Annotated in this window: 20 protein-coding genes; 3 read left to right on the top strand and 17 right to left on the bottom strand. The window is 60.9% G+C overall.

The annotated features are described in order from the left end of the window. Positions 1–25 precede the first annotated feature (25 nt). From greB to ALO64_RS23145, 5 genes are all read right to left on the bottom strand, one after another. A complete protein-coding gene (gene greB, locus ALO64_RS23165) occupies positions 26–499 on the bottom strand; it encodes a transcription elongation factor GreB (RefSeq protein ID WP_044344876.1) in 474 nt (157 codons plus the stop codon). A 46-nt stretch (positions 500–545) separates the two neighbouring features. Next, on the bottom strand, positions 546–875 hold the full coding sequence (locus ALO64_RS23160; protein WP_002553011.1) for a hypothetical protein: 330 nt from the start codon (positions 873–875) through the stop codon (positions 546–548). Positions 876–979: 104 nt separating this feature from the next. Beyond that, the gene (locus ALO64_RS23155) at positions 980–1288 is read right to left on the bottom strand and encodes a hypothetical protein (protein ID WP_002553010.1); all 309 of its coding nucleotides are present in this window, start codon (positions 1286–1288) and stop codon (positions 980–982) included. 242 nt (positions 1289–1530) lie between these two features. After that, a complete protein-coding gene (locus ALO64_RS23150; protein ID WP_002553009.1) occupies positions 1531–1965 on the bottom strand; it encodes a DoxX family protein in 435 nt (144 codons plus the stop codon). 105 nt (positions 1966–2070) lie between these two features. Further along, positions 2071–3492, bottom strand: coding sequence for an MltF family protein (locus ALO64_RS23145; RefSeq protein WP_044344877.1), 1422 nt, complete (start codon positions 3490–3492; stop codon positions 2071–2073). Between the two features lie 181 nt (positions 3493–3673). On the opposite strand from ALO64_RS23145, the gene ALO64_RS23140 reads away from it, so the two are divergent. The 3 genes from ALO64_RS23140 to ALO64_RS23130 all read left to right on the top strand — a co-directional run bounded on the left by ALO64_RS23140 (position 3674) and on the right by ALO64_RS23130 (position 6437). Next, a complete protein-coding gene (locus ALO64_RS23140) occupies positions 3674–4510 on the top strand; it encodes a TatD family hydrolase (protein WP_044344878.1) in 837 nt (278 codons plus the stop codon). Between the two features lie 84 nt (positions 4511–4594). After that, complete coding sequence (locus tag ALO64_RS23135) at positions 4595–6070, top strand: methyl-accepting chemotaxis protein (protein ID WP_044344879.1); 1476 nt, start codon at positions 4595–4597, stop codon at positions 6068–6070. A 124-nt stretch (positions 6071–6194) separates the two neighbouring features. Next, positions 6195–6437 carry a hypothetical protein gene (locus ALO64_RS23130; RefSeq protein WP_005732441.1) on the top strand — a complete coding sequence of 81 codons (243 nt, stop codon included), beginning with the start codon at positions 6195–6197 and terminating at the stop codon, positions 6435–6437. Positions 6438–6450: 13 nt separating this feature from the next. Here the strand turns inward: ALO64_RS23130 and ALO64_RS23125 are convergent, their stop codons facing one another. The 12 genes from ALO64_RS23125 to kdpF form a co-directional block, all read right to left on the bottom strand. After that, complete coding sequence (locus ALO64_RS23125) at positions 6451–7248, bottom strand: acyl-CoA thioesterase (RefSeq protein WP_044344880.1); 798 nt, start codon at positions 7246–7248, stop codon at positions 6451–6453. 121 nt (positions 7249–7369) lie between these two features. Then, the gene (locus ALO64_RS23120) at positions 7370–8131 is read right to left on the bottom strand and encodes a CHAD domain-containing protein (protein ID WP_044344881.1); all 762 of its coding nucleotides are present in this window, start codon (positions 8129–8131) and stop codon (positions 7370–7372) included. Between the two features lie 24 nt (positions 8132–8155). Next, positions 8156–10162 (bottom strand): transglutaminase TgpA family protein, encoded by a 2007-nt coding sequence (locus ALO64_RS23115; RefSeq protein ID WP_044344882.1) that lies wholly within the window; start codon positions 10160–10162, stop codon positions 8156–8158. Next, positions 10159–11142 (bottom strand): DUF58 domain-containing protein, encoded by a 984-nt coding sequence (locus tag ALO64_RS23110; RefSeq protein WP_044344883.1) that lies wholly within the window; start codon positions 11140–11142, stop codon positions 10159–10161. The genes ALO64_RS23115 and ALO64_RS23110 overlap by 4 nt, the downstream gene beginning before the upstream one ends. Continuing rightward, positions 11112–12029: an AAA family ATPase gene (locus ALO64_RS23105; RefSeq protein WP_002553000.1), complete on the bottom strand. Its 918-nt coding sequence runs from the start codon at positions 12027–12029 to the stop codon at positions 11112–11114. The genes ALO64_RS23110 and ALO64_RS23105 overlap by 31 nt, the downstream gene beginning before the upstream one ends. Before the next feature lie 393 nt (positions 12030–12422). Next, positions 12423–12701: a hypothetical protein gene (locus ALO64_RS23100; RefSeq protein ID WP_002552999.1), complete on the bottom strand. Its 279-nt coding sequence runs from the start codon at positions 12699–12701 to the stop codon at positions 12423–12425. A 96-nt stretch (positions 12702–12797) separates the two neighbouring features. Then, the gene (locus ALO64_RS23095) at positions 12798–13490 is read right to left on the bottom strand and encodes a response regulator (protein WP_002552998.1); all 693 of its coding nucleotides are present in this window, start codon (positions 13488–13490) and stop codon (positions 12798–12800) included. Beyond that, positions 13487–16150 (bottom strand): sensor histidine kinase, encoded by a 2664-nt coding sequence (locus tag ALO64_RS23090; RefSeq protein WP_044344886.1) that lies wholly within the window; start codon positions 16148–16150, stop codon positions 13487–13489. The genes ALO64_RS23095 and ALO64_RS23090 overlap by 4 nt, the downstream gene beginning before the upstream one ends. 66 nt (positions 16151–16216) lie before the next feature. Next, positions 16217–16789 carry a potassium-transporting ATPase subunit KdpC gene (kdpC, locus tag ALO64_RS23085; protein WP_004664723.1) on the bottom strand — a complete coding sequence of 191 codons (573 nt, stop codon included), beginning with the start codon at positions 16787–16789 and terminating at the stop codon, positions 16217–16219. Between the two features lie 54 nt (positions 16790–16843). Further along, on the bottom strand, positions 16844–18922 hold the full coding sequence (kdpB, locus tag ALO64_RS23080; RefSeq protein ID WP_044344884.1) for a potassium-transporting ATPase subunit KdpB: 2079 nt from the start codon (positions 18920–18922) through the stop codon (positions 16844–16846). Positions 18923–18932: 10 nt separating this feature from the next. Beyond that, positions 18933–20627, bottom strand: a complete 1695-nt coding sequence (kdpA, locus tag ALO64_RS23075) for a potassium-transporting ATPase subunit KdpA (RefSeq protein ID WP_044344885.1) — start codon at positions 20625–20627, stop codon at positions 18933–18935. 2 nt (positions 20628–20629) lie between these two features. Then, positions 20630–20725, bottom strand: a complete 96-nt coding sequence (kdpF, locus tag ALO64_RS23070) for a K(+)-transporting ATPase subunit F (RefSeq protein WP_003406089.1) — start codon at positions 20723–20725, stop codon at positions 20630–20632. Between the last annotated feature and the right edge of the window lie 338 nt (positions 20726–21063).

The following is a 21063-nucleotide window of genomic DNA, read 5'->3' as shown; positions in this document are numbered from 1 at the left end:
AAAAAACTGATACTCCCGTCCGGCCTCACTTCTCGTAATCAATCGAATTCACGAACCACAGCTTCTCGCCTTCCGGCGTGTTGACCAGCACCTCATCGCCCTCTTCCTTCTTCAACAAGGCGCGTGCCATGGGCGAGTCGATGGAAATGTAATCGTTGCGCCCGTAGATCTCGTCATACCCGACAATGCGAAATTTCTTGAGGTCGCCCGCTTCGTTCTCGATCTCGACCCAGGCACCGAAGAACACTCGCCCTTCCTGCTCAGGCGAATAGTGGACGACACGCATGTCTTCAAGGCGCTTGCGCAGGTAGCGCACGCGCCGGTCGATCTCGCGCAGCAGTTTCTTGTTGTACTGGTAATCCGCGTTCTCGCTGCGATCACCCAACGACGCTGCCCAGGCGACCTTTTGAGTAATATCAGGCCGGTGCTCTCGCCACAGGTAATCGAGTTCTTTCTTCAGGGCTTCATGCCCGCCCCTGGTGATGATCTTTGTACTCAAGACGTTTCTCCAGCCCTGCAAAAATCAGTTCGACAGGCATAAAAAGTCAGCGACGCGCCACCTCATGCTGAATGCAGCCGTCGTAATACACCTTGCTGACAGCATCAGGCTTCAAACGCGACTCGCTGTCGTAGGTCTGCTCGGTGATACGCAATGCCATGGGTCGCATCCACTGTTTGGCGAACTTGCGCGCCTGCAGCTTTTGCCGCGCCCCGTAACGGGTAACGCCTGACAGCTTGGAAGCCTGCGCACCACCGGCAATGGTCGAGCCCCAGCGACAAAGATAACGCTCGTTCTCCGTCGCGTTTCTGGCCTGAACGGAAAAAGCCAGCCCGGAAAGCGTCAGGCACGCCAGAGCACAATAGACCAAACGCATGCGAAAACCACCTAATCCTTTGATAAGGCGGCGATTTTGCCTGTCAGTTCACCAGCCGGGGGCCAGCAATATGCCTTCTATGCCAATTGAATACGTCCGCCGTTTCAACCCAGCGTAATCAGGCCCTGACGGGCTATACGCGTCAGGTCACAAATGAGCTGCTCGACGTCGTCAGCCTGCGGCGATTGCACCACCGCCAGGTCGAACTCATCGTTGCCAAAGTGGCTCAACGACGAGTTCGTATCGACAAACTGAATTAGAAACGCACAGTTACCAGCGCCCCGACGAGGCCAGCCATCGAGATAGCGCAACAGCGTAGGCTGATGAGAGCCGCTCAGAAGGATTTTCGGGTTCTTGCGTGACAAGACCGTGCTGATCGGGGAAAGACGAATGAGGGGGCGCAGGTTGTTCATGGTTATATCTCTGCCTCGCAAGATCCGCTGGGCAGCGGTGAGAGGCAACACCGAACCAACGTTTTAGCGGTATTTCGACAAGACCTGAGCCTTGCCAGGCGCCCCGCAAGTAGTTGTTAAATCGGCGCTTGAGCACGCATCCTAGAGAAACGCCCCATTCATTGTCAATTGTCATCCGTGACGCGAGCCTGCAAACGCACAAGGCCCGCCAGAAGCGGGCCTTGCAGAACAAGCATAGCCGGTTATCGGGAGATGACGCGGTCCAGCGACAACTTGCCTGCACCTTCGATAAGCACTGCCAGAGCGCCGCCGAGCAACGCCAGCGCATACTCATAACCGTTATTGGCCATGAAGAAACCGTTATGGATATGCACGGTAAAGATCGCTACCAGCAACAACAGGATCACCACTACCGCAGCCGGACGAGCCAGCAGCCCCAACAGCAGGCCCAGACCGCCAAAGAACTCGGCGCTGCCAGACATCAGCGCCATCAGATAACCCGGTGTCAGGCCCAGGCTTTCCATGTACTGCGCAGTGCCTTCCAGGCCATAACCGCCGAAGGCCCCGAACAGCTTCTGACTACCGTGAGCGATAAAGGCAATACCAACAATAACGCGCAACAGGGTAAGGCCGTAACCGGCGCGAGTGCTGAGAACCGATTTGATCATTGTGTTCATGTGGGTAATTCCGGGATTGATTAAGTGAAAGTGGCGCCATAATAATCAAATTTACTTATGTGAAAACCGCAAATAACAGCACGTAACAATCCAATAAATCGATGATTAGCGTTTTACGGCGGTTTTCGGCCCACTCTTTTCCAGCGAGTCTCGCTCGCGATCAAATGCCAGGTAATACTTGTTCACGCTGTTGACGAACGCGACGACGTTGGCACCGCCCTGCTCCATTGCCACGCGCTCGGTCTGGAAAAACCACTGATCTGGATTGAGCCCCCGCCGCCGCGCTTCCTCTCGCATGCCTTGCACACGCTCCGGCCCCAGGTTGTAGGCGGCCATCACAAACGCCATACGCTCGCGCTCGTTGACTCGGCTGCTGGAGAAATACTTGCGCTGGATCAGCGCCATGTAACGCGAACCTGCACGGACGTTGTCGTCAGCGCTCTGAATGCTCGGTACTCCGACGCTTTTTGCCGCCGACGGAGTGATCTGCAACAGCCCTGTCGCGCCGCCACTGCCCTTGGCCGCCGGGTCGAGCTTCGACTCCTTGAACGCCAGGGCAGCGAGGTCCAGCCAGTCCATACCCTGCGCATCGGCGTGGCGTTGCAGCATCGGACGCAGTTGCTCAAGACGTTGCAGGTTGTTGCGTACCAGCGGGTTGTTGACCTTGTAGGTGTTTTTGTAAGCCTTGGCGAGCACCTGATCCTGCTGAGACGAAGGTTTATAGCCTTTGAGGAAATCATCGATACTGGCCCGCAGCTGGGTTGCGTTGTCGCGTACAAACCAGCTGATGTCGCCGTGGGTCTGTAGGGTCAGGCCGCGCTCGATACGCAGCTTGGGCATGATCTTCGCCCAACGCTCGGCAATAGGCTGCTCGACCAGTGTCATCGGGTAAATACCGGCCTGGACCATTTCCAGCACATCTTCGACTGCCAGGCTAGGGTCGACCCATTCGATCTTGGCCAGCGGCAGCTTGCGCAGCTCCAGTTGCCGGTTGACCTGATGCAGGGCCTCGTCGGCCGCGCTGCCGGTGGGCAGGCTCAGTGTATGTCCCGACAGTTGCTCCACACGCCGTACGTTGCGCTGGCCACGCGCGCCGACCAGCACCAGAGGCACATCATGAATGATCGGCGCACTGGCCTGAACACCTTTGGCTTCGCTGACATCAAGCAGTTCGCCAGGCGCGATCATATCGCCTTCGCCGCGCTGCAACGCTGTCAGTAACTGGTTCTTGGCCTTGGGTATGACTTTAAGTGTGACCTTCTGAGCGCCGCGCGAATGGCTGTTGAGGTACTGTTCGAAGGCTTGCAGGCGATGATATTCGATGCCGATTTCCTGACCCTTGACGTCACCGGAGCTGTTGCGGCTTTGATTGACCAGCACGCGCAGCACCTTGCTGCTGCGAATGGCAGGCAGATCGCGCACCTGCGCGTTGTGCTGCACGGCCTGCGGGCCAGTCTGACGAGCAGAAACCTGCAGCGGCAGCAGCGCCAACAGACACATAAAAGACACAAGCGCGGATCGGATCATTCACTTCCCCAGGGCAACGCCGGAAAAAAAACAGGAAAAAGGAAATCTTGAGGTCACGCAGCAGCATCGAACAGCGAAGGAAATCGTTGAACCATCCGGCTCAATCGCTTGAATACCCAGCGTTTTCTTATTGTGGCCGGAGCTCTGGTATGCTCGACAGCCTTCAGCTGGAGGTAGCACCATGCAACTCATCGACATCGGCGTCAATCTGACCAACGCAAGCTTCGCCTCGCAACGACAGGCGGTACTCGATCGCGCCTATGCCGCAGGCGTCGAGCAACTGGTGGTGACCGGCACCAGCGTCGAGGGCAGCGAACACGCCTTGCAGCTGTGTCACGAGCTCGATGAAAGCGCGCAACGCCTGTTCTGCACGGCAGGCATCCACCCACACTCGGCGAGCGATTGGACCGGTGACACCGAGAAACAGTTGCATGCGCTGCTCAAGGAAAATCGCGTTCGCGCCGTGGGTGAATGCGGCCTGGATTTCAATCGCAACTTCTCGCCTCGTCCGCAGCAGGAAAAGGTTCTTGAAGCGCACCTGGCCATGGCGGTGGAACTGGAATTGCCGGTGTTTCTGCATGAACGTGACGCCAACCAGCGCCTACTGGAGATTCTGCGTGACTACCGCGACCGTCTGCCGGCTGCGGTGGTGCACTGCTTTACTGGCGAACGCGCCGCCCTGTTCAGTTATCTGGACCTCGACCTGCACATCGGTATCACCGGCTGGATCTGCGATGAGCGACGCGGCACGCATCTGCACCCGCTGGCGGGCAATATTCCTCGCGGCCGGCTGATGCTGGAAAGCGATGCGCCTTATCTTCTGCCACACAGCCTGCGCCCGAAGCCGAAAAATGGCCGCAACGAACCCGCTTACCTGCCGGAAGTCTTGCGCGAAGTGGCTTTGCATCGCGGCGAAAGCCAGGAAGATCTCGCCCGTCATAGCACGGCCTGCGCGCGGGAGTTTTTCGATTTACCCTCCCTGGAACAGATAACCGGCGAAAATCTGCAGCTTTCTTGACCCGCATCAAGGGTCTCTTTGATGGCTGAGGCATCGTGATGGCATCTTGCTGCTACCTCACACGACCATCAAAGAAGACCGCTCATGGGCTCATGGCTTGGCAACCTGTCACTGAAATATAAATTCTGGGCCGTGAATGCGGTCGCCTTCGTCACAACCCTGTTGCTGGTGCTTTACGCCATGCAAGCAGAACAGCAGGCACGAGTAGATACGTCACGTCAGGCAGCGCAAGCTCAGGCCCGCTTGCTGGCCGCGTGGCCTGCCGACGCAGTGCTGCCCGCCAGTGATACGTTGCTGACTTACAAAAAAGGTCAGACACCGACCTTCAATACCCTCGCGCTGCCGGAGCTGGCTGACGCCCGCGACTGGGTTGCGCTCAATAAACCAGCCAACGACAGACTACTGGGCGGCGCGCAGATCTTCACCCGTAGCACCGGCCAGCAGGTCGCGGTGCTGGCTTTTGCTCCGACCTTCCTGCAGGTATTTCAAGATCGCTTCAGCCATTACGCAGCCGCGGTTTTCGTGCTGATGCTGTTGATGCTCTGCGCCTCGCAACTGCTGATCCGTTTTCTGCTCAGCCAGCTCAACGCGCTCAAGGATGTGATGCTGCACGTCGAAAAAAGCGGCGATCTGGTGGCCCGCGTGCCTAACCGCAGTGACGATGAGGTCGGGCAGATGGCCAAGGCGTTCAATGCCATGCAGGCTGGGTATCAGCGGGTGGTCAATACAGTTTCGCAAACCGCAGGCCGACTCGATCAGGGTGCCGCGCATCTGGCTGCGGGCATGAAGGATGTGCGCCAGGGCATGCTCGGTCAGCAAAGCGAAACCGATCAGGTGGCCACGGCAATCAACGAGATGACCGCCACGGTCCATCACATTGCACAGCACGCCACGGCCACACGCGACCAGTCGCAGACCGCCGACGCGTTGGCGGGCAGTGGCAAGGAAGTGGTCGACCGCGTGCAGGTATCCATCGCCGGGCTCTCCAGCGGCGTGCAACAGACCGCCGAAATGATCCAGCGCATGGCCCAGGACAGCCAGAAGATCAACGGCGTGGTCAACGTGATCCACAGCATTGCCGAACAGACCAACCTGCTGGCCCTGAATGCCGCCATCGAAGCCGCACGCGCCGGGGAAATGGGCCGCGGCTTCGCCGTGGTCGCCGACGAAGTGCGCAATCTGGCCAAACGGGTGCAGACCTCGACCGATGAAATCACCACAATGGTTTCGACCCTGCAAAGCGGCACCCGCGATGCGGTGGATTTCATGCAGGAGAGCTCATTCAAGGCCGATGAATGCGTGCAGCAGGCCAAGGAAGCGGGCAAAGCGCTGGCGGCCATTGCCGGTGCCGTGGCACAGATGCGCGAAAGCAATACGCAGATTGCCGTCGCCGCGCAGCAGCAAAGTCAGGTGGCCGAGGAAATGAACCGTGCGGTGGTGAGTATCCGCGATGTCACCGAACGCACGGTGGTGCAGACCGTGGACTCGGCCAGCACCAGTGACGAACTCGCCACGCTGGCGGGCGAGTTGAATGCTGCAATCGGCCAGCTCAAGTTGTAACAGGCTATCGCGGCGATAGACAGGCTTGAGTCGTCAGCGATCAGCAAGCGGGCCTATGCTTCAGGCATTGAACGGCGCTTTACGCACCGTCCTGAACAAGCGCTATCTTTAAGAGGACCGCAGCATGAACAAGCCACTTTCCGATCTGCAGCTCAATCAATGGCGTAACAACAACGACAATCAGGAGCACTCGGCCAGCCTGGCCATGTACCTGATTGCCGTACCATTGTTCATTCTGGCGGCCCTGCTGATACTCAACGGCCTGTTCTCCGAGAGCCTGCCATCGATTGCCATCGGCGTGATCGGCCTGCTGGCTGCGCTGGGTTTTCAGCGCAAGGACGCCGCCCGCTCCGCCCGGAAATATTGACCTGCCTTGTCAGTCAGCCAAACACCGTCACCGTCTGGCGGCTGATTGCGATCAGTTCGCCGTCGGGGCTCCACAACGCTGCGGCGGTGTGACCATAGCCATCCCGGGCGTGTTCGATGACTGCGCGATAACTGCACCATTGCAGCGTATCGAGCAATGGCTGTGGCTGGACGAATTCGATGGTCCAGGTCAGCGAACTGCCCGGTGCGGGCTTGTTGAGGTGCGGCAATACCGCAGGCGGCCAGGTGTCGACCAGCGCCAGAATATGGGCCTCGCTCATGGGGCTGGCATGCGCCTCATCACGAAAACGCACATGACCACCAATTGCCGGTGACGGGGTATTGCTGAATGGCATGCCGCCCAGCGCCCAACGAATGTCCATGAAACGCAAGTAGTCGGGCATCACGCCCTTGGCAAAAGGCAGCTCCGGGCATTGTTCTACCGGTTTGAGCACTGGCGCGGCCTCTGCTGCAACCGCAATCATCGACTCACGAGGTGCGCCGAAGCTGCCTTGTATCAGGGTCATCACCTGACCGTTCTGCATGGCGCGCCCCGACACCTGACTGACAGCCTTGCCGTGACGCAGAATTTCAACGTCAAAGGCAATCGGCACGCCAGGCTCGGCAGGCCCGACAAAGGTAATCGCCAGCGAGCGAACCGGGCGCCCTTCCGGCACCTCGGCACGCATCGTTTCGTAGGTCAACGCCGCCATCAACCCGCCAAAGCAGGCGCGCCCCTGGAACCATTCGGCAGGGATCGCAACAGCACGCGGGTCGCGACGCACTGCATCGATCAGTTCGGAAAAGGTCATGCTTACTCCAGCAAGTCGACACACAAGTGGATGGATAATAACCATCCTCCTAGCCAACGACATGCCGCATATTGGCCATTATTGCGGCCTGAATGACCTATTCCATAAAAAAGCCACTGCCTTAGAAACAGGCCTTGGCCAGCCGCTTGAGCGACGCCTCGGCCTTGCGCTCGGCACGCACGATGCCGATTTGCCAACCCGCAATGCACGGCGCCAGATCCGGCTGCTCGGCAGCCTGCGCCAGCCATTGCAAATGATCATGCCAGTCGCCCAACTCGCCTTGTGCGGCCTTGAGCCGGGCCTGTATGTTTTTCGGCTGGTGGCTGAGTTCCGGGTACGCTTCGGCGGCGTAACGCACGCGTTTGATCAGCAGGCGCAGATCATGCCGATCATGCCCAGGCTCGGCGATGGCCACACGTAGCTTGCTCCACTGTTTGTCCATACGCTTTTCGATGGTCTTGCGCAGGCCGCGCAACATTCCCTGACGCTGTTGCAAACGCAGTAGCTCCGGGAATAGATCTATCAGCTTGAGCAAACGGCTCAGTTCAGGCGACGTCGCAACCCTGGGGCAGGCATTTCCCAAGTACTGGTTGCGCTTGAAAGCGGCCTCGTTGAGGCCCTGCTCTTCGAGAAACGCGGCGAGCACCTGCATGTCACGCAAAGGCGTGGTCAGTTGCCCTACCGCTTTTGCGGCCTCTTCCAGTTCTGCGGCAGCCGGGTTTTCCCGCAGGGGCCGCAGTACGCTACGCAGACGACGCACGGTGGTACGCAAATCATGCAGCGCTTCGCTGTCCGTCGAAACTGCAAGGCGTGCCTGGCACGCGAGCAATTTGACATCCAGCGCCAGCACCTCGGCCACCAGATGATCCACCATTGAAGACATGCAATTCCCCTTCGACACACTCATTCATGAATGCCTGTCCCTGACGGCTGACAACCTCCATGGCAGACGACGACGCAACGTGCTTAATGCATGCCTCAAGCGGCTGGCCGAAGCAAGCCGCCCGGCATAGCGCTGCGCCTGAAATTCGCGGATGAAAGCTTCGATGGCCTCGGCATGCTGCGGAAAATACAGCACCGCTCTACGGCAGAATGCGTCAGCGCCTTCACCCGGCATACGACGCAGACCATGACGGGCGAGCAAGCGTTCAAATGCGTTGAACACCCGCAGTTGCGAGTCGCTTTCGCGCTGCCAGGGTTTAAACAGCCATATCGCAACCAGGCCCAGTGAAAGCAAGGTCCCCAGGGCGAAAACCGGTGCCTGAAACCCTGACCAACGGCCGAGAATTTGTAACTGCTGTTGTCCCTGATAGCCCAGCACCCAGCGCTGCCAGCCATAGTTGAGGTTATCCCAGCTCAGGCGTATGGCGTTGACCCAAGGCACACTGCGATAGCGTAACGCTGAATAGGGCGAGTCCTGCAGAAAGGCTTCGTCTGCTGCCAGCGCCTGTTCCAAGCCCTGTTCGATACGCTGCGGTGCAACTGCTGCGGTCGGGTCGACACTGCGCCAGCCGATACCCGGCTGCCAGTATTCGACCCACGCATGCGCGTCGAACTGGCGCACGGTCAGGCAGTGCCCGTCAGGGTTCAGTTCACCGCCTTGATACCCGGCCACGACCCGCGCCGGAATACCCGCAGCGCGCAGCACAAAAGTCATTGCCCCGGCGTAGTGGGCGCAAAAACCCTGACGACTCGCAAACAGAAACTCATCAATGCTGTCATTGCCCAACGGTGCGGGCTTGAGGGTGTAGTGAAACGGCTGGTCGCTGAAATAACCCAGCATCGCGGCGACCATCGCATCCGCCGTAGTGTAGCGACGGCGCAGTTCAGCCGCCCACTGCCGGGCCTGATCATTCCCCTTGGCGGGCAATTGCAGGTTTTGGCGCTGGACCTGTTCGCTGGATTGCGGGTCGCGAATACTCAGCGGCCAGGAATTGACGGCATATAACAGCGATTGCTCAACGGGACGCCGGCGTTGCAGGCGGAAGTCGCTCATCTGCCGAACGTCCGGCAACGTGGTCTCGGCCACGTCGAGGCTCGGCAACCAGGGCCGACCGCTGGCTTCCATGACAATGCTGTAAGCCAGTGGATCGCCGCGCTTTTCCCACTGCGGGATCTGCACGGTCTGGGCACGTGCCGACTGTGACCAGCGCCGCCCATCGAACTGCTCAAGGGTCAGACCGCGCCAGTACAACTGATTACGCGCCGGTATCGGCCCTTCAAAACTGGCCCGAAATACCAGTGCTGGCGATTTGCTCAGCTCGGCCATGTCGCCCGGTGCCATGTTGTCGGACAGCCCAGTGACGCCCTTGTTGCTCGGTTGCGGCAACGACCAAAGCGGGTCCAGGCGCGGAAAAAACAGAAACAGTACAAGCATCAGCGGCACAGCCTGCGCCATCAGCTTGAATGCCAGCTTGAGCGTGTCGGTTGACCTGCCAGCCAGATCCGCGTGCTGCAGACCAATCAACGCGGCCAGCAGCGCGCCGACCGGCAGCAGGCTGAAAAGCGCCCACAGCAGGTTGTCTTCAAACAGATAGCCGACCGCCACGCAAAAGAAACCGAGGAAGATCAGCACCCGTGCGTCGCGGTGGTTGTTCATTTCCAGCATTTTCAGAACGAATGCCGCAACCAGTAAAGCCGCACCGGCGTCCAGCCCGCCCAGACTGCCACGCGCCAGATACACGCCCCCGGCGGTGCCCACCAGCAACCCTGACTTGATCCAGGTGCCGGGCAGCCGCGCGCGCATCCGGAACACCTGAACCCGCCAGCATGTGCAGCCCAGCCACAGAAGCGTGATCGATAACGGCACGTGCAGCGCGAACGGCAACACGACCAGTGCCTGCGCCAATAACAGCCAAGTGAGGCTGACACGCGGAATGGGTGCGGCTACGAGCGCTTTATTCTTGTCACTCATGATCGATGACCATAAAGCGCCAAGGCGCGCAGGCAGGCTTCGCGGTGCGCATCACCGCTGTCGACCGTGGACAGAAAACCTGGCAGGCGCAAGGCAAACGGCTGACGACGCTGGGACAGCTCCAGCACCCAATAACACAGGCGCGACAAGCGCTCCTCGATATCGCCGCCCAGCGCCATGAAGTCCAGGCACAGGTCGTGGCCGCTCAAGTCAGTGAAGTCCTTGACCAGCAACCCCTGACCACGGGAGTAGGCTTTCCAGTGCAGACGACTGAGGTTATCGCCCGGCTGGTAGCTGCGCAGCCCCTGATAATCATCGACACCGGCACCCTGAGTGGCCTGACCGTCGTCCTCGGCGTGGGGCTGCACGCCTTTTAGCAGCGGCATGGCACCCGACAGTGGCCGCGGATAGATCAAGGCACTCTGCTGCAGATCCAGCCAGCTCCAGGCGCGGAAAATGCCCAGCGGAAACACACTCTCGACCCGCAGCCTTGGCGCATGCAGCCAGCCGCGCTTTTCGGCAGGCAGGGTCAGTTCCACATCGGTCAGCCCGCGAGGCAGTACATCGCCGGATTGCAGAGCTGTCGCAGTCCAACCCACGCCCAAGGCGTGGTGGGCCTGGCTGGCACTTTCCAGGCGCAGGCGCAATTGCACCGGTTCGCCGACAAACACTGAACGCGCCACACCCGCACTGAGAATCAGGCCGCTGACGTTGCGATACGTGTGCAAAATGGCCAGCACGCCAATCGACAACAATAGAAAGGTCAGCCCGTAGGCCAGGCTGTTCTGATAATTGATCGCCACCAGCAGCATGAGCACGATGACGACCGCAAAGGTCATGCCGGTGCGCGTCGGCATGATGAAAATACGCCGATGGTCGAGCGTGATGCGTGACGCCGGAGGAATTCGTCTTGCCAGCCAGCGTTGCCAAAACGGTTTGAGCGGCTCGATCAAAGCACCGGCACCTCGCGCAATAACCACTGCACCAGCGCCCCGCCGCCATGCCCGGTCGGGTCGCTGCGCTCGCGCAGCCGATGGCCGACCACCGACGGCAATACCGCCTGCACATCCTCGGGAATGACGTAATCACGCCCCAGCAACATCGCCCAGGCCCGCGCTGCGGCCAGAATCGCCAGGCTCGCCCTGGGCGACAGTCCATAGGCGAATTGCGGCTGGCTGCGGGTTGCCTCGACCAGTCGCAGCACATAGTCGACCAGTGCATCGCTGGCCCGCAGCTGCCGTGCATGCGCCTGCAACTGGCCAAGCATGGCGTGGTCCAGAATCGGCTGCAGGCGCGGTAAAAGTTCGCGGCGTGACTCGCCAAGCAGCAGCGCTTTCTCCGCCGCTCTCGCCGGATAGCCCATGGAGATACGCATCAGGAACCTGTCCAGCTGAGACTCGGGCAAGGCAAAGGTGCCACCGGAGCTGAACGGGTTCTGCGTAGCGATCACGAAGAATGGATCGGGCAACAGACGTGTCGCGCCCTCGATGGAGACCTGCCCTTCTTCCATGGCTTCCAGCAACGCGCTCTGGCTCTTGGGCGTGGCGCGGTTGATTTCGTCGGCCAGCACCAGTTCGGCGAAGATCGGCCCGGGATGAAAGGTGAATTGCCCGCTGTCCCGATCAAATACCGAAGTCCCCAGGATGTCACCCGGCAGCAGGTCGGAAGTGAACTGAATGCGCTGATAACTCAGGCCCAGAATTTTCGCCAGCGCATGGCTGAGCGTGGTCTTGCCCATCCCCGGCAAGTCTTCGATCAGCAAATGCCCGCCGCCGATCAGGCAGGTCATCGCCAGCCGTACCTGCACTTCCTTGCCCAGTACCACTTCATTGATGGCGCTCAGGCATGCATCGAGTTTTCTACCCATCGAAAGCCCCTTCCGGCAACTGCTTAATGACTGTGGGACTGCAAGCGATGCTAGTGTCCGAACACTTTAAGATGAGCGTAGGCCGTTTCGCTAGAGTCGGTAGGGATTCGATGTGATGCGAGCATACGGAGCGAGAAGTATCTGGACAAACACTGTGCGAAACGGGCGACGGTTCGCTAGTCCGCGAAGGCGATGTTGAGAGCGATATATCTCCTGCGAATTTAAGGCCCTTTTCGCGGTCAAGTCCGCTCCCACGACTTGAACTATCGTAAGACGCTCCGCGTAAGCATGCCGTTTGCAGCTTTTGATTATCGTGCGACGCTCCGCGCCGGCATGCCGTTCTGGACGCTCTGCGTCCACGATGGCATGTACAACGCGGTGCAGGCTCAGCTATCAACGGCCAGCGCGGGACTCGCGGATGTAGAAGCGGGCTTTTTCGGCTTTTTCGGTGCAGCCTTCAAATGCTTCGAACTGTTGCTGGGTCTTGGCACCGGTCAGCAGCGACAGGGCCTTGGAGTAACTGACGGTGCCGGCGAAGCCTTCGGCCTTGGCCAGATCAAGCTCGTGCCAGGCAGCGTCTATCTGGGTGGCGCAGCTGTCTCGATACCCGGTCTTGCCAGCGCAACCTGCAAGAACCAAGACAAGCAATGGCAGACAGATAAAGGCTTTCATGGGGGTGTTACCTCAGGAGTGAATATGGAGTGTGCGGCTTTGACGGTTCGATGCAGTAAAAGTGCCGTGCCACGGGGGTATGGTCGCTTTTTTCATCTAATGGTCGGCCAGCAGACGATACCCTATTCCAGGCTCGGTGAGGATGAACCTCGGGGCGGTCGGATCGTCTGCCAGTTTCTGACGCAAATGCCCCACCACAATGCGCAGGTAGTGGCTGTCATCGGTGTGGGTAGGCCCCCAGATATCCTTGAGCAACTGCTGCTGGGTAATGACCCGCCCAGGGTGGCGTGCCAACTGCGCCAGCACCGCGTATTCCTTACGCGTCAGCGCCACTTCGTGACCATCGAGCAGCACCCGGCGATAGGCCAGGTCGACGGTCAGCGGACCGAATTGAAGGGCCGACTCCGGCTTGTCGCTACCGGAAACCTGCCTGAGCAGCGCCCTGATTCTGGCCAGAAACTCCTGAATGCCGAACGGTTTGGTCACGTAGTCGTTGGCCCCGGCGTCCAGCGCCTGGACTTTCTGTGCTTCGCTGGCGCGTACCGAAAGCACCAGTACCGGCACCGCTGACCACTCGCGAAACTCGCTGAGCACTTGCTGACCGTCCATGTCCGGCAGGCCAAGATCAAGCACCAGCAAATCCGGTTTGTTCAACGCAGCCTGGGTCAGTCCCTCCGCGCCGGTAGCCGCTTCGAGCACCTTGTAGCCCTGAGACACCAGACTGATGCGCAAAAATTTGCGAATCTGCGGCTCGTCATCGATGACCAGAATGGTCGCCGCCTGGCTCAAGCTGACTCCTCCATTTCCACATCTGGCTGCGCCTGCAACGGCAGGAACAAGGTGATGCGCGTACCCTGCCCGTCAATGCCTTCCTCGACGGTGAGACGTCCGCCATGCGCGCCAATCATGCCCTGACAGATCGCCAGCCCCAGACCCGTGCCCTGCCCGCCCCGATCACCGCGGGCTGCGGTATAGAACATGTCGAAAATCTTCGCCCGTTCATCCTCCGGAATGCCCGGCCCTTCGTCACTGACCGAGAAGAACAGCTCGCTGTCGAGCACACCCGCCGCCACCTGCAAGCGCCCGTCGACAGGTGAAAAGCGTGCAGCGTTTTCCAGCACATTGACCAGCGCCTGCTCGATCAGCGCCGCATGCACGTACAGCAATGGCAGCTCGCCGGTCACCTGGGTGCTGACCTGCAAGGGTGCCAGCACGGCGCGCAGCCGGTTGAGCGCACTGCCGACGATATCGGCAGGCGACACCCAGTCTCGTGCGAGTTTCAGCGCGCCATGCCCCAGGCGCGTCATGTCCAGCAGGTTCTGGATATAGCGATCCAGACGTTCGGCTTCGTCGCGTGTACCTTCCAGCAGCTCGCGGCGATCCTCCAGCGGGATGGCTTCGCCCAGCGCCAGCAGGCTGTCGATGCTGCCGCGCATGGAGGTCAGTGGCGTGCGCAGGTCGTGGGACACAGAGGCCAGCAAGGCGCTACGCAATTGCTCGGTTTCACCATGCAGACGCGCGGCTTCAAGCTCTTGCGCCAGTTGTGCGCGAGCCAGCGCCTGCGCCAGCGGCTGGGTCAGCGCCGCCAGCAGACGCCGGTGTTGCGCGGTGAACGACTGGCCTTCACGCGCACTGACACCCAGCAGGGCCAGTGGTCCTTCTTCTGCGGTAATCGGCCACCACCACCAGCGCCCGGACGGTAGCGTGCCGGTGCCGCTGCCAGCCGGTTGATCGTGCTGCCAGGCCCACTCGGCGGCGGCACGTTCGGCTTCCGAGAAGATCAGCGGCCCACCAGTCTCAACAACCAAACCGCCCTGACCGTCACGATCAACCAGGCACAGATACAATTCCTTCCAGCCGGAAAAATGCTGTTCGGCGGCATTGAGCACCGCTTTGCGATCCGTGGCAGCGGTCATCTTGCGCGACAGGTCGAGCAGTTCGCTGGTCTGTTCCTGAGTATCACGCAACGCCTGCAACTGCCTGCGCTGGCGCGCCGCAAGCTTGCCGGTCAGCGCCGACATCAGCAGGAAGAACAGCAGCGTCAGCACGTCTTCTTCGCGCTGGATGTTCAGGGAAAAACTCGGTGGAATGAACAGAAAGTCATAGGCCAGAAATGACAGCCCGGCACACGCCAGCGCCGGTCCCATGCTGCTGCGCACCGCAACCAGTAACACCGCCGCGAGAAAGATCAGGGAAATGTTGGGCAGCGCCAGCACGCCCGACACACCCCAGGCGACCAGACTGGCAAGCAGCGTGGCCACAAAGGCCAGGCCGTAATCGAACCACACCACTTCGCGAGCCGGGCGTGCGCGGGGCGGTTGATCGGGTAGCTCTTCACTGTCGTCGAGCACCGAGATTTCCAACCCGTGCCCTTCACGCAGCAAACGTGCGGCAACGCCGCCGCCAAACACCCGGCGACGCCAGTGCCGACGCGACTGGCCGACCAGCACCACGCTGGCACGCCGTTCGATGGCATGCTGCACCAGTGTTCTGGCAACCTCTCCGGCACGCAATGAAACCGCCTCGCCACCCAGCCGCTCGGCCAGTTGCTGAGCGCTTTGCAGGCGCGCGCGGGACTGCTCGTCGAGGGTTTGCCCGTCGTCCACATGCACGGCGCTCCACGGCAGGTGGCGACGCTGAGCAACCCGACTGGCGTGACGCACCAGGCGCTCGGCATGGGTATCACCGTCGATGCCCACCAGCATCCGCCCACGAACTGCCGGAGCCGACTGGCCCAATTGCCGGTAGCCCTGCGCCAGATCGTTATCGACCTGCGCCGCAGCGGTCTGCATGGCCATTTCGCGCAGCGCAGTGAGATTGGTTTGCGTGAAGAAAGCGTCGATGGCCGCGCGCGCCTGCTCAGGCACGTATACCTTGCCGTCGCGCAGGCGCTCCAGCAGTTCGCGCGGCGGCAGGTCGATCAGCACCAGGTCGAAAGCTTCCTGCAACACCCAGTCCGGCAGCGTTTCGCGCACCTGCACCCCGGTGATACCGCGCACCTGATCATTAAGGCTTTCCAGGTGCTGGACGTTGACCGTGGTGTAGACGTCGATGCCGGCAGCGAGCAGTTCCTGAATGTCCTGCCAACGCTTGGTATGCCGACTGCCGGGCGCATTGGTGTGCGCCAGTTCGTCGACCAGAACCAATGCCGGTGCCGCCTTGAGCAAGGCATCAAGGTCCATTTCTTCGAGGGTCATGCCGCGGTATTCGGTGCGCAGCAAGGGCTGTTGCGGCACGCCATTGAGCAGCGCTTCGGTTTCCGCACGGCCGTGGGTTTCCACCACGCCCGCCACGACCCTGACGCCCTGACGCAACTGCGCATGGGCCGCCTGAAGCATGGCGTAGGTTTTGCCCACGCCCGGCGCGGCGCCGAGAAAAACCTTCAGCCGCCCGCGCCCCTCGCGGGGCAGCTGGGCCAGCAGTGCATCAGCTCGACCGGAATCACTCACCTTGGTTACCACCCCTCTCTAATCATCTACAGCTTAGTGAATCTGCTGCGAACACGGCGCACTTTGTTACAACTGCGCGTTGCGCGGTGCAGACGGTAACTGATTCAGGCTCATATTCAAGGCCAATACGTTGACCACGGGCGGGCCTATCAGCGGACGTTGCGTGTTGGCGTCGATCAGCGCCTGTACTTTCTCCAGCGGCAACTGGCGCGCCGCGGCAACGCGACCGGCCTGCCAGGCAATGGCTTCAGGCGAGAGATGCGGGTCCAGACCGCTGCCGGACGTGGTCAGCAAGGCCAGTGGCACCGGTTCCTGCGAGGCATTGGCCAGTTTCGCAACGTCCTCTTTCACGCGTGTCACCAGTGCCGGGTTGCTCGGCGCGAAGTTGCTCGCGCCACTGGCTACCGTCGCAAACGCGCCTGCCGAAGGACGCGACTGAAACCACTCATCACCCGTAAACGACTGGGCGATGAGTGCCGAGCCGCGCACTTTGCCCGCCGCGTCGTACACCAGGCTGCCATTGGCCTGCGCCGGAAACGCCACTTGCGCAACCCCGGTGACTACCAGTGGATAGGCCACGCCGGTGATCAGGCTCATCAACACGATCAGGCTCAAGGCCGGACGCAATACATTGGACATCTGCACATCCTCAATCAGGTGAGGCTGCACGCCGACCGGCGTGCAGCACAGGCTTCAAACAAGGCCGAGTGCGACCAGCAGCATGTCGATCAACTTGATGCCGAGAAACGGCACAACGATGCCGCCCAGGCCATAGATCAGCAGGTTGCGACGCAACAGATGCGCCGCGCTGGCGGCCTGAACCCGCACGCCACGCAGGGCCAGCGGGATGAGCACAACGATGATCAGCGCGTTGAAGACGATGGCCGAGACAATCGCACTTTGCGGGCTGGCCAGTTGCATGACGTTGAGCACGCCCAGTTGCGGATAAATCGAGGCAAACAGCGCAGGCAGCACGGCGAAGTACTTGGCCACGTCATTGGCAATCGAAAACGTCGTCAGCGCACCGCGTGTGACCAGCAATTCCTTGCCGATCTGCACCACGTCCAGCAACTTGGTAGGGTCGCTGTCGAGGTCAACCATGTTGGCCGCTTCACGCGCGGCCTGGGTGCCATCGTTCATCGCCATACCGACGTCCGCCTGCGCCAGTGCGGGCGCATCGTTGGCTCCGTCGCCGCACATCGCCACCAGTCGGCCTTCGCCCTGCTCCTGACGAATTCGCTCCAGCTTTTTCTCTGGCGTGGCTTCGGCCAGCACATCATCGACACCCGCTTCAGCGGCAATGGCTGCAGCAGTCAATGGGTTGTCGCCAGTCACCATCACCGTGCGAATCCCCAGCTTGCGCAACTCCTCGAAGCGCTCGCGAATACCCGGCTTGACCACGTCCTTGAGATGAATCGCACCCAACAAACGACCGTTGGCGCAGACCAGCAGCGGCGTGCCGCCGGTCTTGGCAATCTTGTCGACTTCCCGCGCCAGGGCAGGCGGCAGGTCGCTACGCTGCATGTTGATGAAGGCCAGCAGCGAATCCACCGCGCCCTTGCGGTACACATGGCCCTGATAATCCACACCGGACAGACGTGTATCGGCGCTAAACGGTACAGCGGTTACCGAACTCAGGGTGGGCTCGTTCATCGGGTGCAGGTCGCGCAGGAACTCGACGATGGATTTGCCTTCCGCCGTATCGTCGGCCAGCGAGGCCAGCAAGGCGCCCTCGCCCAGTTCCTTCGGGGTCACGCCGGGTGCTGCGTAAACGGCAGCGCAGCGGCGATTGCCGAAGGTGATGGTGCCGGTCTTGTCCAGCAACAGCACATGCACATCGCCCGCAGCTTCCACGGCGCGACCGGACTTGGCGATCACGTTGAGGCGCACCAGCCGGTCCATGCCGGCAATGCCGATGGCCGACAGCAGGCCGCCAATGGTGGTCGGGATCAGGGTGACCAGGAGTGCTACCAGAAACACCAGCGGCAGGCTGCCCCCGGCAAAGTGGGCGAACGGCTGCAAGGTGATGACCACCAGCAGAAAGATCAGGGTCAGGCCGATCAGCAGGATATCCAGCGCGACTTCGTTAGGGGGCTTCTGCCGCTTGGCACCTTCCACCAGCGCAATCATGCGGTCCAGCGTCGATTCGCCGGGGTTGGTGCTGATGCGTATCAGCAGCCAGTCGGACACCAGCCGGGTGTTACCGGTGACGGCCGAGCGGTCGCCGCCGGATTCGCGAATCACTGGTGCGGATTCGCCGGTGATCGCCGCCTCGTTGACCGCCGCGATGCCCTCGATGACTTCGCCGTCACCGGGAATCATTTCGCCGATCTCGACGCGCACCACGTCGCCCTTGCGCAATTCGCTGGCATTGATGATGCGCAGGCTGCCGTTCTCATCGCGAATGCGCGCCTTGAGCCCTTCGCTGCCGGCCTTGAGGCTGTCGGCACGGGCCTTGCCACGACCTTCGGCCAGCGCTTCGGCGAAGTTGGCGAACAGCACGGTGAACCACAACCACAGTGCGATCTGCACGCAGACCGAAGTGGGCACCTGCGGGTTGGGGATGACGCACAGCACGGTGGTCAGAATGGCAGTCAGTTCCACCACCAGCATCACTGGCGAACGCTTGAGCTGGCGCGGGTCGAGCTTGACGAACGCCTGCACCAGCGCCGGACGCCACAGGGCAGCGATGCCGGTCTTGGCTGACTCGCTGGCGGCCTGAGGCTCGGCAGTTTTTACAGCATCACGTCTTGAAAAATCAGTAGTGCTCATGATCGGTTCCTCAGAAACCCAGGCTCAGGTGTTCGGCAATCGGCCCCAGTGCCAGGGTCGGCAGGAAGGTCAAACCACCCACCAGCAAAATGGTGACGGTCAGCAGAGTGACAAACAGCAGGCCGTGGGTCGGGAAGCTGTTCTGACCCTGTGGTGCGGTTTTCTTCATGGCCAGGCTGCCAGCCAGTGCCAGCACAGGCAGGATGTAACCAAAGCGGCCAATGAAGATCGCCAGGCTGAGCATCAGGTTGTGGAACACGGTGTTGGCACTGAAACCGCCGAACGCCGAGCCGTTGTTTGCCGTGGCCGAGGTGTAGGCGTACAGCAACTGGCTGAAACCGTGCGGGCCGGGGTTGCTGACCGCACCGGCCGGGCCAGGCAGGCTGGCAGCAATCGCGCCCAGCACCAGCACGCCGACCGGCATCACAAGCAAGGTGGCGACCAGCAGCCGCACTTCCTGCGCTTGCAGCTTCTTGCCGAGGTATTCCGGCGTGCGGCCAATCATCAGGCCGGAGAGAAATACCGCAATCAGTACGTTCAGCAGCATGCCGTTGAGGCCCACACCCACGCCGCCGAAAATCACTTCACCGACCATCATGTTGACCAGCGCAACCATGCCGGTCAGAGGGTTGAGGCTGTCGTGCATACCGTTGACCGAACCGTTGGAGGCCGCAGTGGTAGCGACTGACCACAGCACCGTGCCGGTGGTGCCGAAGCGGGTTTCCTTGCCTTCCAGCGGTGCGGTCTGCTCGACACCGGCGATGTTCAGTGCCGGGTTGGGCTGGTACTCGGTCCACAGCGACACCGCGCCGCCGATCAACAGCAGTGCCAGCATGCAGCCAAGAATCGCGCGGCTCTGGCGCATGTCCTTGACGTAGTGGCCAAAGGTGAACACCAGCGCTGCCGGGATCAGCAGGATCGACACCAGTTCGAACAGGTTGCTCCACGCCGTCGGGTTCTCGAACGGGTGCGCCGAGTTGACGCCGAAGAAGCCACCACCGTTGGTGCCCAGCTGCTTGATCGATATCTGGCTGGCCGCAGGACCCATCGGCAGGCTTTGATCCGCGCCTTGCAGGGTCAGCGCATCAATGTAATGGCCGAAGTTCTGCGGCACGCCCTGCCAGACCAGAAACACGGCCAGCACGATACTGATCGGCAACAGCCCATAGAGCGTGGCGCGGGTCATGTCGGCCCAAAAGTTACCCAGGCTCTGCGACGAGCGACGGCTGATACCGCGACATAGCGCGACCAGCACGGCGAGACCGGTGGCAGCGCTGACGAAGTTCTGCACGGTCAGGCCGACCATCTGGCTCAGGTAGCTGAGCGACGCTTCGCCGCTGTAGGCCTGCCAGTTGGTGTTGGTGACAAAACTCATCGCCGTGTTGAAAGCCAGCGACCATTCCATGCCCGGTAGTTGCTGCGGGTTGAGCGGCAGCGCGCCTTGCAGCATCAGCATCGCGAACAGCACGACAAAGCCTGCCAGGTTGAACGCCAGCAAGGCCCACATGTATTGCTGCCAGGATTGCTCGGTTTTCGGGTCGACGCCGGAAATTCGGTAGCAGGCCCGCTCGACCGGCCCCAGCACCGGGCTCAGCCAGGTGCGCTCGCCTTCCATGACCCGATAATAGAAACGCCCCAACCAAGGCGCGGGTGCCAGCAGCAGGACCAGAAAGGCCAGGATCAACAGATAATCGTAACTGTGCATGATCACTCCTGACTCTGGTCGGCGCGCAACAGCGCCACCAGCAGATAGATGAACAGCCCGACTCCCATCAGCAGCGAGATACCATCCATAACGCTCATTGAAATTTCCCCCATCAGGCAACACCGATACGGCACAGGCCGCGTGGGGAGATTGTCCGCAGGCAGGGTGTAAAGGCGCGAGATCGACAGGCTGGTCGGGGCGTAAAGAAGCTGTAAAAAAGCGCTACAGCCTTGACGGCGCAAGGCCTTCGCGGACCTCCAGCGCTGTCATTTATGTCAGGTTCGCGTTGGGGATTGCGGGGGTATCGTGGTGCGGCGATCTTCAGGAAAAGGACTTCACCATGCTTCGCGACAACGGAAAACCACCCGGCACCACGCCGCCCTCCCACACCACGCCCGCCACTGTCCAGTTGACTGTCTGTCAACGCCAACCAAAA

It is taken from the genome of Pseudomonas meliae, from assembly GCF_001400515.1.
Classification (GTDB): domain Bacteria; phylum Pseudomonadota; class Gammaproteobacteria; order Pseudomonadales; family Pseudomonadaceae; genus Aquipseudomonas; species Aquipseudomonas amygdali.
The sequence above is the reverse complement of the archived record's forward strand: the minus strand, read 5'-3'. Positions and strand labels throughout refer to the sequence as shown.